The 15258-nt window shown below is 60.9% G+C and carries 14 protein-coding genes; 6 read left to right on the top strand and 8 right to left on the bottom strand.

Annotated features, from left to right (window positions below; genetic code table 11):
• Positions 1 to 19: 19 nt before the first annotated feature.
• Genes AK829_RS12550 through AK829_RS09470 form a run of 6 tightly spaced genes read left to right on the top strand, consistent with a single transcriptional unit; the run spans position 20 to position 3947 of the window.
• Positions 20 to 679, top strand: coding sequence for an alpha-ketoglutarate-dependent dioxygenase AlkB (locus AK829_RS12550; protein WP_052205623.1), 660 nt, complete (start codon positions 20 to 22; stop codon positions 677 to 679).
• Positions 680 to 688: 9 nt separating this feature from the next.
• Positions 689 to 1393 (top strand): SDR family NAD(P)-dependent oxidoreductase, encoded by a 705-nt coding sequence (locus AK829_RS12545; protein ID WP_052205622.1) that lies wholly within the window; start codon positions 689 to 691, stop codon positions 1391 to 1393.
• Complete coding sequence (locus tag AK829_RS09485; protein WP_052205621.1) at positions 1394 to 2047, top strand: LysE family translocator; 654 nt, start codon at positions 1394 to 1396, stop codon at positions 2045 to 2047.
• 32 nt (positions 2048 to 2079) lie between these two features.
• Positions 2080 to 2370, top strand: a complete 291-nt coding sequence (locus AK829_RS09480; RefSeq protein ID WP_052205620.1) for an RNA-binding S4 domain-containing protein — start codon at positions 2080 to 2082, stop codon at positions 2368 to 2370.
• Entirely contained in the window at positions 2370 to 3143 is a 774-nt protein-coding gene (locus AK829_RS09475; RefSeq protein WP_052205619.1) for a VOC family protein, read from the top strand. The genes AK829_RS09480 and AK829_RS09475 overlap by 1 nt, the downstream gene beginning before the upstream one ends.
• A gap of 33 nt (positions 3144 to 3176) precedes the next feature.
• Positions 3177 to 3947 carry a hypothetical protein gene (locus AK829_RS09470; protein ID WP_052205618.1) on the top strand — a complete coding sequence of 257 codons (771 nt, stop codon included), beginning with the start codon at positions 3177 to 3179 and terminating at the stop codon, positions 3945 to 3947.
• 226 nt (positions 3948 to 4173) lie between these two features.
• Here AK829_RS09470 and AK829_RS09465 read toward each other — a convergent pair whose 3' ends face one another.
• The 8 genes from AK829_RS09465 to AK829_RS12695 all read right to left on the bottom strand — a co-directional run bounded on the left by AK829_RS09465 (position 4174) and on the right by AK829_RS12695 (position 15256).
• A complete protein-coding gene (locus AK829_RS09465; RefSeq protein ID WP_083439921.1) occupies positions 4174 to 4926 on the bottom strand; it encodes a hypothetical protein in 753 nt (250 codons plus the stop codon).
• Between the two features lie 65 nt (positions 4927 to 4991).
• The gene (locus AK829_RS09460; protein ID WP_052205616.1) at positions 4992 to 6896 is read right to left on the bottom strand and encodes a M13 family metallopeptidase; all 1905 of its coding nucleotides are present in this window, start codon (positions 6894 to 6896) and stop codon (positions 4992 to 4994) included.
• A gap of 24 nt (positions 6897 to 6920) precedes the next feature.
• Positions 6921 to 7808: a cutinase family protein gene (locus AK829_RS09455; RefSeq protein ID WP_052205615.1), complete on the bottom strand. Its 888-nt coding sequence runs from the start codon at positions 7806 to 7808 to the stop codon at positions 6921 to 6923.
• A gap of 15 nt (positions 7809 to 7823) precedes the next feature.
• Positions 7824 to 11189 carry an arabinosyltransferase domain-containing protein gene (locus AK829_RS09450; protein WP_232305717.1) on the bottom strand — a complete coding sequence of 1122 codons (3366 nt, stop codon included), beginning with the start codon at positions 11187 to 11189 and terminating at the stop codon, positions 7824 to 7826.
• A gap of 3 nt (positions 11190 to 11192) precedes the next feature.
• Entirely contained in the window at positions 11193 to 13115 is a 1923-nt protein-coding gene (locus AK829_RS09445) for a galactan 5-O-arabinofuranosyltransferase (RefSeq protein ID WP_083439822.1), read from the bottom strand.
• Positions 13116 to 13297: 182 nt separating this feature from the next.
• Positions 13298 to 14329 carry a DDE-type integrase/transposase/recombinase gene (locus AK829_RS12295; RefSeq protein WP_180950507.1) on the bottom strand — a complete coding sequence of 344 codons (1032 nt, stop codon included), beginning with the start codon at positions 14327 to 14329 and terminating at the stop codon, positions 13298 to 13300.
• Between the two features lie 26 nt (positions 14330 to 14355).
• Positions 14356 to 14637 (bottom strand): hypothetical protein, encoded by a 282-nt coding sequence (locus AK829_RS12540; RefSeq protein WP_145989906.1) that lies wholly within the window; start codon positions 14635 to 14637, stop codon positions 14356 to 14358.
• Entirely contained in the window at positions 14621 to 15256 is a 636-nt protein-coding gene (locus tag AK829_RS12695) for a hypothetical protein (protein ID WP_180950506.1), read from the bottom strand. The genes AK829_RS12540 and AK829_RS12695 overlap by 17 nt, the downstream gene beginning before the upstream one ends.
• Positions 15257 to 15258 lie beyond the last annotated feature (2 nt).

The following is a 15258-nucleotide window of genomic DNA, read 5'->3' as shown; positions in this document are numbered from 1 at the left end:
CTGAACCCTAATTAGACCCATGCTTTTCGACGCCCTCCCGCGCACCCCTTCCAACCCACTCCCAGGAGTGGTGCACCTGCCGAGCTTCCTCAACGTCGAAGAGCAAGCCGCACTGGTCACCCAGGCGCGGGACATTGCTCACCGGGTGAAAGGTACGCCGGTGGCGATGCGGCGCCCGCGTGTGGGGCAGGGGCAGATGGCGGCGTGGTTGTTGTCGTTGGGGTGGTTTTGGCAGACGCAGCCCTACCGGCTTGTGCGGGAGGTGGACGGCCACACGGTGCCTGAAGTACCCGAAAACTACCAGGTCATAGCCAACAACATCATGAACCAAGCACGCGAAATCGACCCGTTGGTGGGTCCCACGCCGACAGTGGAGACCGCACTGGTGAACTTCTACCCGCCGGGCGCAGGCATGGGCCTGCACGTTGACGCGGAGGAGGAATCCGACAACGCGGTGGTCAGCCTCTCCATCGGGGAGGAAACGATCTTTCGCATTCAAAACCCCGAAAACACCGAAAGCAAAGACCTGCTGCTGATGTCCGGGGACGCGCTGGTGTTTGGCGGTCCGGCAAGGAGGGCATATCACGGGGTGAAGGCGCCGCGCGAAGCCACTGGGCCCGAAACCACGGGTCTGAAAGAGGGGCGGATAAACATCACAATGCGCCAAGTACACCGGTAACCTGTGCACATGGACAAAAAAGTTGCTGTAGTTACTGGCGGCTCGGCGGGTATTGGTGAGGCCGCGTGTCGTGCGTTGGCGGCCGATGGTTGGCACGTGATTGTGGCGGCGCGCCGGGTGGAGCGTTGTCAGGCCATCGCTGATGAAATTGGCGGGGAGGCATTGGAGTTGGACGTGACGGATGAGGTTAGCGTCGATAAGCTTGCGAAGCTCCCACGAGTGGACCTGCTGGTCAACAATGCTGGTGGGGCGAAGGAGCTTGACCTGCTTCGCGACGCTAACGCGAACGACTGGCAGTGGATGTTCGACACCAACGTCATGGGCACCATGCGCGTCACCCAGGCGCTGTACCCGCAGCTCAAGGCCGCAAAGGGCTTGGTTATCAACATTGGTTCCGTGGCGGCGACGGATGCGTACAAGGGCGGCAGCGGCTACAACGCGGCGAAGTTCGGGTTGCGGGGGTTGACTCGGGCGTTTCGCAGAGAAGAAGCGCCCGACATCCGCATCTGCGAGATCGACCCGGGCCGCGTGAAAACGGACTTCTCGCTCAACCGTTTCCACGGCGATGCGCAGCGTGCCGCCCAGGTGTACGAGGGCAAACTCAACCTCACCGCGGAAGACATCGCTGAGGCGATCCGTTGGGTGGCGTCGCTGCCAGCGCACGTGAACATTGACACGATGAGCATCATGCCTGCTGATCAGGCGGAACGTTAGGTGACCGGGTCGGCGTTCGCGGCGCTGCTCGGTGTGTGGTTTGCCGCGATTGTCAGCCCTGGTCCGGACACATTTCAGATCATCCGCATCGGCTCGCGCGACCGCGCCGCCGGCGTGTGGGCTGCCGCGGGCATCACGCTTGGCAACGCCGTTTGGATCATCGGGTCGCTTCTGGGCCTGTCTGCGCTGGTGCAGACGGTGCCGCAGATCCTGACCGTGCTGCAGATCGTCGGCGGCGGCTACTTGCTGTACATGGGTCTTGGGGCGTTGCGGGGTGGGGTGAAGGCGCGCGTCGATAAGCAAAAAAGCCCTGATGCGGTTGAACCTGCCGCGCGAGCCATGAGCACCGCCAAGGCGTTCGGTGTGGGTGTGGCCACGAACCTGTCCAACCCGAAGGCCATCTTGTTCTTTGGCGCGATCTTCGCCCAGTTCATCCGCCCCGGCATGGGCTGGCAGTGGATGGTGGCGATTGCGGCGACACTGATTATCACCGGGCTTTTGTGGTTCGTTGGGTTTGCGCTGGCAGTGCGCGCCCTGGCGAGGCCGATCCAGCGGCATGGCTGGGCAATTGATCTGGTCACAGGCCTGATTTTCATAGTCATCGCAGTGTGGATGCTCATCGAGGGGCTCGCCGGCCTGCCCGCGCTTTTCTAAACTCCGCACCAATCTGGCTTATGCTTGGCCGCATGCATGTTGAGGTGCCTATCAGCGGCGACACGATCAAACTGGGCCAGCTGCTCAAGCTGGCTAACCTGGCGGAATCCGGCGGCCATGCCAAAGAAATGATTGAGGCCGGGGAGGTGACAGTCAACGGTGAGGTGGTCACAAGCAGGGGCTTTCTGCTTCACGACGCTGACGTCATCTCCACCCCCCACGCCACCGCAACCGTCACCACCGACGGTGACGGTGACGACGACTACTTTGATGAGCGCACCGCCAACGATGATTTCGATCCGGAGAAGTGGAGGAATCTCTAATGCCCGCATTTGAAGCCGTTCCCGGCATGCCGTACTGGCAGGACCTGGTGACCAGCGAGCCCCAAAAGTCCGCCTACTTTTACACCAAGGTGCTGGGCTGGGACGTTTCGGGCGGCGACTACCGCGTGGCCCGCATGCACGGCCTGCCGGTGGCCGGCATTGTCAGCACCGGCGCAAAAGAGGCGCTGAACGAATGGGTGCCGTACTTCCTCAGCGTTGATGTGGCTGCGGACGCGAAGCGTGTGGAGAAGCTTGGCGGCCGGGTGCTTGCCACCGCAGAGGTGGACCTGGGCACCCTTACCGTTTGCGCCGACCCGTTTGACGGCTACTTTGGTCTGATCCAGCCGGCAGGCGAAGACCGCTTCGTTGCCGCCGGTGAGCCGGGTGTACCGGTGTGGTACAACTACGGCGGACCCGAGGTTGCGGCAGTTGATTTCTACGCCGAGCTTTTCGATTGGGAAGTGCAGAAGGTTGGGGACGAATACATCGCCCTCCAAGACGGCGCACCATTCTTGAGCATGGAGATCGGCCCTGCGCATACACATGCGGCGTGGCAGATCTACTTCGGTGTGGAGAACATGTCCGCGGCGGTACGCGCTGCAGAGATGTTCGGGGCGAAATACCTCTCGGAACCAGAGCTCACACCTTTTGGTCTGGTCAGCCTGCAGGAGGATGCTACGGGCGCCGGCGTGTTCTTCTGCGAGGTAGAAACACCGGTGTTTGAAGAGGCCTCCGAGTCCGATTCAATCCTGCACCTGGACCCCGAAGCGTAGGACTTTGAAACGTAGGAACCTGAGGCATACGAGATGAAACTGCGGGTTGTTGCGGGGACGCTTGCGTGCGCGCTGGCGTTGTCGTCTGTCGTTGCTGCGCCTGCACAGGCGTATCACGTTGATCCGTCGTACTTGCGTGATCGCACGGCCCTGGCCGTGGTGCACCCCGACGGGCGGATTTCCATGTCCGCCAATGCAGAGGAGCCGCGCCCGGCGTTGAGCCTGGCCAAGTTGTACCTGGCGTACTACGTGCTGTACAACGGCACTGCCGAGGAAAAGTCCCAGATCCCAGAGATGGTGGCCACCTCCTCAGACCTCATTGCCAGCCAGCTTGACCGGAAATACCCCGAGGCCATTGAGCAGATCGCGGAAGACTTCGACCTGAAAGCCACCGTGCGCAGTGGCTATTGGGGACAGACGCAGACCTCTGCACGCGACGTTGCCACGTTCATTTCCTCCATCGTGTGGGACCCGAAGGCGAAACCCCTGTTCGCCGGCATGAAGGACCAAAGCGCCGTGGCTGCCGACGGCTTCATCCAAGGCTTCGGCACCGCCCGCATGGACAACGTCAAAGGCTCCAAGATGGGCTGGACTGATGACCGCGCCAGCGCCACCGGCAGCGTCTCTTGGGGTGAGATTGGCGACGAAACCTGGGCCGTCGCCGCCCTGACCTACGGCACCGCCTACGAAAACACCGTGGATGTCCGCCACGGCATCAACCAGGTGGAGGACACCCCGGCGAAAAACAAGGTTTCAGCTACAGAGTCGGCCGCGGCGAAGCCGACGAAGTCTAAGCGCCGCTAGTTTGCTGCTCGTTTTCTGCTAGTTTTCTGTCAGCTCTGACAAATCCGACGACGCCATTTTGCCGACCTGGGGTGTTGCCGAAGCGCTAAGGGCCCGCTGCACGATTTGTCAGAGGGGAACCGCGGATCCTGACAAATCCGACGACGTCATTTTGCCGACCTGGGCTTTTGGCAAACTACTAAGGGCCCGCTGCACGATTTGTCAGAGGCCCGGCCAGGGCCGAATATCAGAGCGCGGCGAGGAACTCTGCGACGTCGCGAACCCGGCGGCGCATCTCCGCCGGCGTAGCAATGAAGTGCGTTGAGAAGTACTCCGACCGTGTAAAAGAACCAGGTAGATCGGCTGGCAACGGCGCCGCAACCTTATCACGAGAGGCGACCTGGACCAGCACGGGCGCCGAACCAACGGCGGCAAACGTATCCGGCGTCACCTCAACTGGGAAGGTCAGCGCGTAGGCGTCCGCACCCGAAGGGACCGAGGCGGCGGCGGAACCAAACGCCCACACCGAACAAGCACCAGCACAAGCGCCACCAGCACCACCAGCACGCTCGCGGGCGTACGCCAGGGCGGCTTCGGCGTCGGCAACGTCGTTGACGTCCAAGATTGTTACGCCGGAGAGTTCCGCGGCGGCGGCAACGTCGGGTCGCCAAGCGTGGTCGCGGTGAGCAGTTCCCTCATTATTAAGCGAGACCGCCCAGGCGCCGGTGGGGGAGCTGGGCACGAACACTTCGCCCAGTTCAACGGACTCCACCGTCACACCGTCGGCAAACGCTACCGCGGGCATCGCGTGGTCCACGGCGCTGCCGAGCATGAGCATCGCGGCGTGCGTGATGCGATCCGGCAGCAATGCCAAATACTGCGCTGCGTCCTGGTCATAGGTGGCCTCGATGTAGGTCACCAGTTGCTCAAGTTGCAGCTCTGGTGGCATCTCGCGGTCACGGCCGCCAACATGGAAGTCCTCGCTGAGCTGCTCATTCACAGGCTCAGACCCAACAGGCTCAGATCCAACAGGCTCAGATCCAACAGGCTCAGACCCAACACGCTCTACCAAATCTTCACCCGCTTATCCGGATCGATCCACATTGGGGAGTCTGGTTCCACGTGAAACGCTTCATAGAATTCGTCCACGTTGGAGGCGATGACGTTGCAGCGGAACTCGTTGGGGGAGTGCGGGTCAATCGCCAGAAGTTGTGCCGCCATCTCCGGGCGTGCCTTGGAGCGCCACACGCGCGCCCACGCCAAAAACAGGCGCTGGAAGCCGGTGTAGGTGCCGTCCAAATCGCCGAATGGGCGCGATGGGCAATCCTCTAGGCCCTGATCTGCCAGGTAGAGCTTGTACGCCTCCACGGCGATGCCAAGTCCGCCCAGGTCACCGATGTTTTCGCCAAGAGTGAACTCGCCGTTCACACCGCTGCATTCCTGGTCCGCCAGCACGGATGGCACCAGGCCGTTGAATTGGTTGACCAGCTGGGATGTGAGCGCTTCGAAGCGTTCGCGGTCCTCCTGGGTCCACCAGGAGTTGAGGTTACCGTGGCCGTCGTAACGCGAGCCCTGATCATCAAAACCATGGCCGATCTCGTGGCCAATCACGGCACCGATCGCGCCGAAGTTCTCCGCCGCATCGGCCTCCGGGTCGAAGAACGGCGGCTGCAGGATGGCGGCGGGGAAGGTGATGTCGTTGACCACCGGGTTGTAGAACGCGTTGACGGTCTGCGGGGTGGTCACCCACTCCGCGCGATCGCTCGGCTTGCCAATCTTGGCCAGCTGGTAGTTGTGCTCAAAGGCGGCACCCGCACGCACGTTCGCCAGAAGCTGCGCGCCGTCCTCAACAAACTCAAGGCCGTCGAAGCTGCGCCAACGCTCCGGGTAGCCAATCTTGGCGGTGAATTGCCCCAGCTTCTCCTGCGCGCGCTCGCGCGTGGCCTCGCCCATCCAATCCAGCTTGGCAATGCGCTCGCGGTAGGCCTGAATCAGATAGTCAACAAGCCGGAGCATTTCGCTTTTCGACGCCGCCGAGAAGTGCCCCTCAACGTACTCCCGACCAATCTCCTCACCAACCAGGCTTTCCGCCAAGGCAACGCCGCGCTTCCAGCGGTCACGCTGCTGGGTAGCACCGGAAAGGTGGGTGCCGTAGAACTCGAAGTTGGCCTTTGCAATTTCCTCGGTGAGCTGGCCCGCGCGGGAACGCAGAACGTTCCACACGGCCCACAGCTGCCAGTCCGCCAGTGCCTCCGGGCGCAGCATCGCTGCCAGGTCCTCGGTGAAAGACGGCATCATGTTGATCACGCGGCCGGACGGCAACCCGGAGGCAGCCAGCATGGTGCGGATAATCGCCGGGAGTTCTTCCAGCGTGGTCGGGTTGTAGGTGGCCACCGCATCACGGGCCTTGACCACATCCCAGTGGCTGGACGCCAGCTGGGTTTCCAACGCAACGATGCGCGCCGCCGCCTGCTCGGGGCTGAGGCCCATCAGGTACGTGCCGTCCAAAAAGCCCAGCATGCGCGCTACATGGCCCTGGTACTTCTCCAAGGTCTCAGCGTGCTGCGGTTCGCGGTAGTATGCCTCATCCGGCAGCCCCAGGCCGGACTGCACCAGGTAGGCCACCGCGTCTTCGCCCTGGGAATCCTTCTCCACCCAGTAGCTCAGCGGCGCGCCAACGCCGTCACGCTCCAAAAGGCCCAGGTTGTGGGCGAACTCTTCCACGTCCGCCACCACAATGCGGTCTAAGTCCGCCTTCAGCGGCGCAACACCGGCGGCGTTTACCGCGTCGGTGTCCATGAAGGCGCGGTACAGCACGCCCGCGCGGCTGTCGCTTTCCTTCAGCAGCGCGTGAACGTCTTCTTCGGATTTGTCGCGCAGTGCGTAAAACGCGCCGTCAATCCCGCGGTCCGCGGGGATGACGTGGTCACGCACCCAGTTGCCATTTACTAACGCAAAGAGGTCATGCATGCCCACAACTGTAGTGGCAAGCCACTACATGGTGTGCTGCACAATCCAATCCGATGCCTGTTGTGGGCCAAACGTGGCGTACCCGCCGTGGGCGGCCATGCCGGCCACAACAGCGCCGGCACTCGGGCCGAGTTTCTGCAAAATCGCCTGGTACTCATTCCACGGAATGCGGCCCGCGCTCATGTGGGTACGCATCGCCGGTGCTACCAACGCGCGGTGCTCTTCACGCATGGAGCACACGATGTCATCCGGGCGGCAGATCTCAAGCACGCGACCCGCCAGCACACCGTAGCCGCCCTCCAGCGCACCAAGGGCGCCAACTGAATCCGGCGAGGTGCCCGGCGACAGCGTCGCCCCGTTCGGACCCTGGTACGGGTTTGCAATCACCGCAACCGCATCCACGCGCTCCTGCGCAATCGGGCCGTGGCCGTTAGCAATGTCGCGCGTTAGACGCGCCGTGACGTCCGCACCCAGGGAGAAGCCGGTGAAGCTGAAGGTGGCGTCAGGGCAGGCGTTTGCCAACTTTGCAACGGTGCCATAGGTGGTGTCATACGCCGCCTTGGACGCCGCATAGTACGGACGCTGCGCAAACGCGCCGGAGTTGTAAGAAATCCACAGCGGCTCAATCGCACCGTTGGTACGCATCTGCGTTAACAGGCCGGTGCTGAACACGTGCCCGCCGTGCGGCACAAACGTTGGCACACCCGCCACCGTGTTCGCGCCACCCGGCACAGCAATGAGGTAATGCGGCTTGCAGCCCTGCTGCTCCAGCATCCCCATCGTGTTGTCGGAGGACATCATCTGACCACCAACCCCCTGCGCGGAGGCAACTGGCGCTACCAAAGCCATGGCAGCGGTAACGGCAGCAGCCACTGTGCTAGTTACCGTGGCAGCGATGCGCGTAAACCTCATCGTTTTCTCCAACTCCTACTCGTTCGGGTTCCTGATCTTCATCGGGCCTGGCGTCCACCAACCCCACCTGGTGTGGGTTTCGTAGTCAATGTTCGCCTCAACCGGGGCCGCGCCCGTGGAGTCCGTGCGCAGCTCATACTTGGCAAATGAGCCCCAGTCACGCTGCCAGTCACCTCGCAGGTAGCCAGGAACGTCGTAAGAATAATTCACCGCCTCGGCTGTCGCCAGCGCACCGCCGCCAAGGAAGTCCTGGAAACCAGACAGCTGCTTCTTACCAGGCGCGTCCGGCATCACGCGGAACTGCGGGATCTCGGTTACGCCAGCGTAGTGCGTAAAGGTGCGCTGGCACGGGAACTGGAAGGCCACCGTCCAGTCCAACAGGCCCGGGGTGTCGCGGTCCACAAGCTCCGTCATCGCCGCAAGCGTCGGGTTACGCAGCGGGGTTACCGCCAGCCAATCCTTCTCACCAAAGGAGGCGTCCTCCGCCACCAGGCGCACAACGTCCGCCTTCTCCGGCAGGTCTTCCAGCGGGTAGCGCAGGTTACGCCAATCACCAGTCGGACCCTGGTCCAGCATTTCTACGCTGTCGAGGGTTTTTACGCTGCCGTCGTCACGCAGCTGCCCAAACTCAAGCTCAAGCGTGGTGCCTTCCTGCTCCACACCGTTGATGTCATGGTGCGCAATCTTGCCCGCAACCGAGGTCACCAGAAGCGGCGCATCCGGGTTGTGCTCCGGCAGCTCAAACCACACGGTTTCCAGCACGGCCTTGCGGCTCGGGTCATCCTCAAACGTGCCCACCACCGGCACGCGCTGGTAGTCCAGCCCAAACGGCAAACGCACCGTGGAGTTGTTCACGCCGCGTAGAGACTCCGGCCGGTTACCCTGCGTATTCACACTGGAAGTGGACTGCGCCTGCTCACTCAACGCATCCTGCGGCGCATCCGCCGTCTGCGCATCCGACTGCGCCGAAGACAACACATCAGTGGTGTTGGCGTTTTCAGAAGCGATGTAGGCAGGCACGCCATCTGGGTGGAAACCAACGTTGGTGCCCGCGTCAAGGGACTTGCCCAACGGCACCCCGTCAATCGGCGTGAGGAAGGAGTCATTCGTATCCGTCTCCAGCATCACGTCCGATGCCAGCGCGCAGACATCACCCGTGAAGCTGCGCACGTTGCCCATGCCCACGGAATAGGACGGCGCCTGGGACACAAAGGACTTCACAAACGTCAAGCACGAAAACGCCACAATCAGCACCGCAAGCACCGCGATCGGGGCGCCCATGATGCCGGCCCAGCGGCCAGCGTCTACACGAGCCGCCTGATCAAACTCATGCGCTTTGCCAGCCTTAGCGGCTTCGGCACGCCGGTTGTTGTGAATCAGCGACTGGACAATGCCAACCAAAAACACCACACCGGCCAGCGCCAGCACGATGGTGTTGGCCTCCACCGCCTTGTACTGCACGGTACGGTCCCACCACGGCACGCCGAAGGAGGAGACGTACCACCAGGCGTTCCAGCCGGCCAGGGTCAGGGCCAGCAGGAACAGCGTCGCGGCGAACGCGATGGTGCGGTTGCGGGCGGACTGCAGCGCGAAGTGGGACAGCACCACCGAGCCGAGTGCGGCAACGGCAGCGCCGACGCCCGCGTAGATGCCGAAGTGGTGGGTCCACTTCGTTGGCGTGAACATCATGAAGAACACGGTCAGGGCAACAATGAGCACCATCCGCTGCGTCGTTGCCTTGTTCGTGCCCGGGATGCGACCCCAGCGCGCCATGCCCCACAGGATCAGCACCATGCACAGCACCAGGGTGAACACGGGGAAGCGGCGCTCCAGCGAGGCGTCCACCGTTTGCTGGAACAGCGTTGCGTAGCGCACCCACTCCTCGTACCAGTGCAGCGCCGGGCCCACCTCGGAGCGCACGGCGGTTGCCTCCAGCACGGTGGCCAGGGTCTGGTCCTTAAACACAGGCACCATCACGGCCATGCCGGCACCCAGGAAGGCAGCAATGTAGGCGAGCATCGGAGCCATTGCTTGCCGACGCCTCATCGTCCTAAACACCGCCGGCAAACAAATCAGGAACACGCCCACTGCACTTAAGCCCGTCGGGCCACACGCCAAGGTCAGCGCAGCCGTGATCGTGCCCAACGCTGCAGGCAGCAGGCGGTCATAGGCAATGGCACGCTCAAACAGTGCCCAGGTGATCAAGATGCCAGCGGCAATGATCGGCTCCGGGCGGGTGCCGTTGTCATACGGCAGCCAGAACGCCAGGAACACAAACGCCGCAGTCCAGTACGCCACCCGGCGCCCCGCAACCGCCTCACCCAAGCGCGGCAAGATCGAGCGCGACAGCACCCACCAGATCCCAATGCCGGCCAGAAGCGTGGGCAGACGCATCCACATCGATGCCGTAGTTACGCGCGCAAGCAGCGCCAACACGTCATAGAACGGGGAGCCAAACGGTGCCTCCGGCACGCCGTACCAACGGTAGTAGTTGGCCATGTAGTCCGAGTCATTGGCCACGCGAGCCATGGTGAGCAAGAAGCCATCATCAGAGGTGTTGGCACCAAAGACGTGCCAGAAACCCAACACGGCAAGCACGATGCCATCTAGCGGCTTAAACGTGCGCCACTCCCGGTCGAACAGCGGCACACGGCGGCGGTCACAACGATCCATACGGCCCAACGCCACCAAAGAAACCACTGCGGAAATCAGGCCCGCGATCATCGCGAACACCTTCACCGCAGTTGGCGAAGACGTGAAGCGGGAATTGATGTCGATGTGGGCGGTCAGGCCAGCGTCGATAAGCAGCTGCCCTGCATCCGGCTCAAGCTCCGAGTAGAAACCGGTGAACTGGGCGCGGTAATCATCCTCAACCTCCTCGGAGTAGGACGTGCCGTTGATAGCAACCGTGGTCTCCTCATCGGTCTGCTGGATGCTCAACACCGCATCACGAGGCAGCGCCGCAACCTCCTCAGGGGTGAGATCAAAAAGCACCTCATTGATCGCAGACACCACAAGCCCACCACCAGGCGCGGTAACAAACAGGCCGCGATCAAACGCCTCCTGCGAAGACTCCGGCAACGTACCCAACACCAAAGACTGGCCCGGGCGGACGTGATCCACCGCCTCAATTGGGATCTGGATATCCACTTCCTGCGGCGCAAGCGAAATCAACGGCGCATTCACCGCCTGCACCGAATTGTTCTGCGGCCACGACACCGAAGACTGCACCTGGTTCACCGGCAAAAACGGCACCAGCACCAACAGCACAAACGCCAACAAGCCACTCACCGTGGCGGTAGTGACCAAGGAACGCGGCGCGCGCTTCACCCGCACACGACGTGTGGTGGCTTCCGGAAAAGTTTCAATGTGTTGACCCACGGTTTACTGCTCCTTGCGAACCACAACAACAAACGGGCCGATCTGCTTCATAGCCCAATCGGCAGAATCAAACGCTTCCGCGTTGAAGAACAAGCCCTCATAACGCACATTCGGATGGCTCGGATAAATGTCATACGCCACATGCGTCTTAAGCGGCGTCTTCTTATCCACGTTGCCGCGGAAAATGAACCCCTCCGGACCACGCCACTGCGAATTATCAATGGCAGCCGTCAGCTCCGCCGGCGCAGTATTGGACAGCTCCGCCCACTGCACCAACTCCTCATTACGCCGGTTGAACTCACCCAACGGGTTGGCATAGTGGCTGGTAAACGCGTTGAACCCGTAGTAGGGGTTGAACGCCATGAAGTTGATCTCATCGGTATAAATCACAGCCTCGCCTGGGCGGCGACCGTGCTCCGACATGAACTCCACAATCTCGCCGTAGTAGCGGCCAGCATCCGCCGGGAAGCGGTCAGCGCGCTCACCAAAACCATCAGTATCCGCATAGGCCTGGTCAATGTGATCACGGTTTTCCACCGGAATTTGCTGCACATAAAACACGCTGCCCGCAGCAACAAGCAAAAACATAGCCGTGGTGATCGCCCGGTTCGTCGCATCGGAGAAACGGTACGAGAACCAGAAATCCACACCCACCAGACGGATCTCCGCAAAGCCCAACACACCCGCGGTGGTGAACAACAAAATCAGCAGCACCTCAACGCGGAAGCCCAATAGCGACGTACCAAACAAGGTGACCGCCATAGAGGCCATCGCCCAGAAGTAGCACACCAAAATGGCCAAGCCCAGCGCTGCCACCTCAGGCTCGCTCAGGCGCACAACCAAGAAGAACAGGCCAATCAGGCTGAGGAAACCAATGGCGGACAAAGAGAAGAACGGCATGGGGAAGTACGTGCCCTCTTCCGGCAGGAAGTGGTTAGCCGTAGACATCGCCTCCTCATCACCAGTGACCAGGCGCAGCAGGTACGGGCCCCACGTGATCAGGGCAATCGCCATAGAGCTGAACCCGATCACCAACAGGTGGCGCACCGGCGTCAGCGAATTGCCGCGGTTGAAGAACATGATCACGGCCAACACCACCACCGTCAACGCCATCAAGGCAGTAAACAGCGTGTACATAGTGGCCGAAACGCCAAGGTAGAGCGCAAGCGCACTCGTGGCCCACCACGAACCACTCAGTGCGCGGTGCGCGCCCACCACAGCAGCCGGGAACAACATCGCCACAATCGCCGCATACGGTTCATCTGGCACCTCCGTCAGCACCACCGCAACATTCGCCAACGCCAGGGCACCCGCCACCGGCAGAGACGCAGTCAGCCGATGCCAAATCGGCGTCAACATCGCCGCAACCGCGGCTAGCGACACCAACGCCCACGGCTGATACACCAACCAACCAGGCATATTCAACGCATTAGCTAAGCGCCCACCCAACCAGAACCAACCAGCCGGGTAAAACGTGGGCAGATCCACGTAGTTCATATCCGCAAGCGACGGACCCAGCGCCATACGAGACAGGAACTGCGTACGGAAACCCTGGTCAACCTGGATACCGTCCAGCCACAAGTTGGTAGCCGTCAGCGGGATGCCCAACGCGGTCAGCACAATGCCCGCAGGCACCAGAGACACCACGGTCTCAATCAGGATGTTCTTCCGCCCACGCACCCACAGCCAGCAGCACCATGTGCCAATGGCAATCAAGGTAAACGACGCCGCAGCCGACAGCGCACGCGGCATCATCGAGGTATTAAACGCGGGCAAGGACAGCGTCTTTAAGACAAACCAGCCGGCAAGCGCCAGCGCGCCACCGAGGAAAAAGAAGCTGACCGCCCGAGACGTAGCCTGTGCGTCAGAGATCTCATCCGGCGCATAGGAAGTAACCCGCAATTCGCGGGTGGAAGTGGTGGTCATGCGTAATAGTTTGTCACATGGCCCCCACACGCCCTAGTAGCAACGGCGCAAACCTCAAGAGAAGGTTAAGACTTTAGGGCGTTTTCGGCGGTTTGGAGCTGGCCGGTTTAGGTGGCGCTGACAAATGTGACAATGCGGCGCCGCTGGGCGGTTAGCGACCTGCGCAAACACAAACCGCCGCTTTATGTCAAGTGGTTGTGAACAATTTTCGGTTGGTATTTGATGGTGTGGGGTTGGGGTGTGGGTGTTGTGCTGGTGCGGATGATGGTGACGTGTTTGGGTAGGTCTGTGGGTGGGGTTGGTCGGGTGGTGATCCATCCTTCGGCGAGTGCGTTGTCGATGGCTGTTGAGCGGTTGTTTTTGAAGGTGTGCCAGGTGCCGTCGAGGACGCTTTGTGGTGTGTAGCCGTTGATGCCGCTGTGGGGCCTGTGGTTGTAGTAGTGGCTAAATTGCTCGACCCAGTCTGTGGCGTGGTGGATGTCGTCGAAGTGGTGTGGGTAGTACGGCACGCCCTTCATAGTGTGGAATAGTGATTCCATCTGCGGGTTGTCGTTGCTGATCCCTGGCCGGCTAAACGAGGTGGCTACACAGTGGTCGGCAAAAAGTTTCGCGAGTTTCTTGCTGGTCATAGCACTGCCATTATCGGAGTGGACGGTGTGCACCGTTGGGTATTTTTCGAAGATGGCGGCAAACATGTGGCTGGCTGCGCGGGAATCTTCGTGGTGGGTGATGACTTTGCCGACAATGGCTCGTGAGTACAGGTCCATTGCAGTGTGGCAGGCATAGGTTTCGTTGACGTATGGCCCTGGCAGGTAGGTGATGTCCCAGCACAGTACTTGGGCGGGTCCGGTGGCTTGTACGCACGGTGGTTGGCGATGTGTTGGACCCCGGCGGCGTTTGGCCCGTGTTTTATAGCGTTGGCGCAGTAGCTTGCCGTGTCTGCGGGCAACACGATAAAAGCTGCTTAAGCTGGCGATATATTTCCCGTGGTTGTAGGCGTTGTAGAAGACATCATCCACACTGGACTGTGGGTTGGCATCAAGCAGGGCAAGAATCTGTGCAATTTGCTCGTCCGATAAGCGCGTGATGTTGCGGTCTGTATGCGCGATCGGGGCAGGTGTTTTCGGACGTGGGTGTTGTTGGTAGTAGCGTCTGCTGCGGCTGATCCGCAGCAGTGTGCAGGCACTGTACTTACTGTGTCCAATGCTGCACAACGCGCTAAGAAGGGCTTCTTCGTGTTCTATTCCTTGCTGGTAGCGCGATGTTTCCTCGTCGGTGAGTATTCGTCCGCCGCGTCGCAGTCCCCGCCAGGATTCTGTGGCAGAGACGCTATAGCTTTTCCCAAGACATCACTGGTGGCTTTCCACTTATCAGCTTCCTTTTGCACGCGGGCAACTTGGCGTTGTGCTTGTTGACGCACGTGTGCGATTTCCCGATCTGCTTGTTTGCGTATACGGGTGATTTCACGTTCATGTGCTGCGACTTTTTTACGCAGTGCTGCAAGTTCATCGTTTTCGGTCATTACCAAAGCCTTCCTGGTGCAGATAACGTGCCAGCGTCCCATCTTCGATCCTGCGTATCCAGCGCATCATGGTCACGCGTTCGATGCCGTGTTTTTCCAAAAATGCCTGCTTTTCACCATAGGGACGTTCAACGTACTGGTGGACCAACGAGACAATGTCGAAACCATCAAGCACTGTAGGCACTGGGGCATTGCCCCCGGTTTGTACAGCATTGCGTTTTTGCTGGGTAACCGAAGCAAACCCAAGACGCTTTCCCCATCTATGGATTTTGGACTGACAGATGCCATGGCGATTGCGCCATAGCCCTTTTGTCCCATGTGGCAGTTGGCAATAGATAACAAACATCTGGCGCTGCTGGGCCTTATTGAAGTTCAATCTATTTCGAAATGGCTCATCCGGGACGAACACTACAGCCCCGGCATACGGCATCACCACGTCTTCATCATCAAGCACCGCCCCAGGTTCCAGTACCGTTAACGGCAACGCGAGAACATCCTGGGCGCGGGCAAGTCGACCACGCGGCCGCCGCCGTGCCGGATCCGACACCACCGTCTGATCCGTAGGCCTTGGCCACTGCGGCGGGTCAGGAGTAAGACACGGAATATTGTGCAAGGTCATGA

It is taken from the genome of Corynebacterium riegelii (assembly GCF_001263755.1).
Lineage (GTDB): Bacteria > Actinomycetota > Actinomycetes > Mycobacteriales > Mycobacteriaceae > Corynebacterium > Corynebacterium riegelii.
The sequence above is the reverse complement of the archived record's forward strand: the minus strand, read 5'-3'. Positions and strand labels throughout refer to the sequence as shown.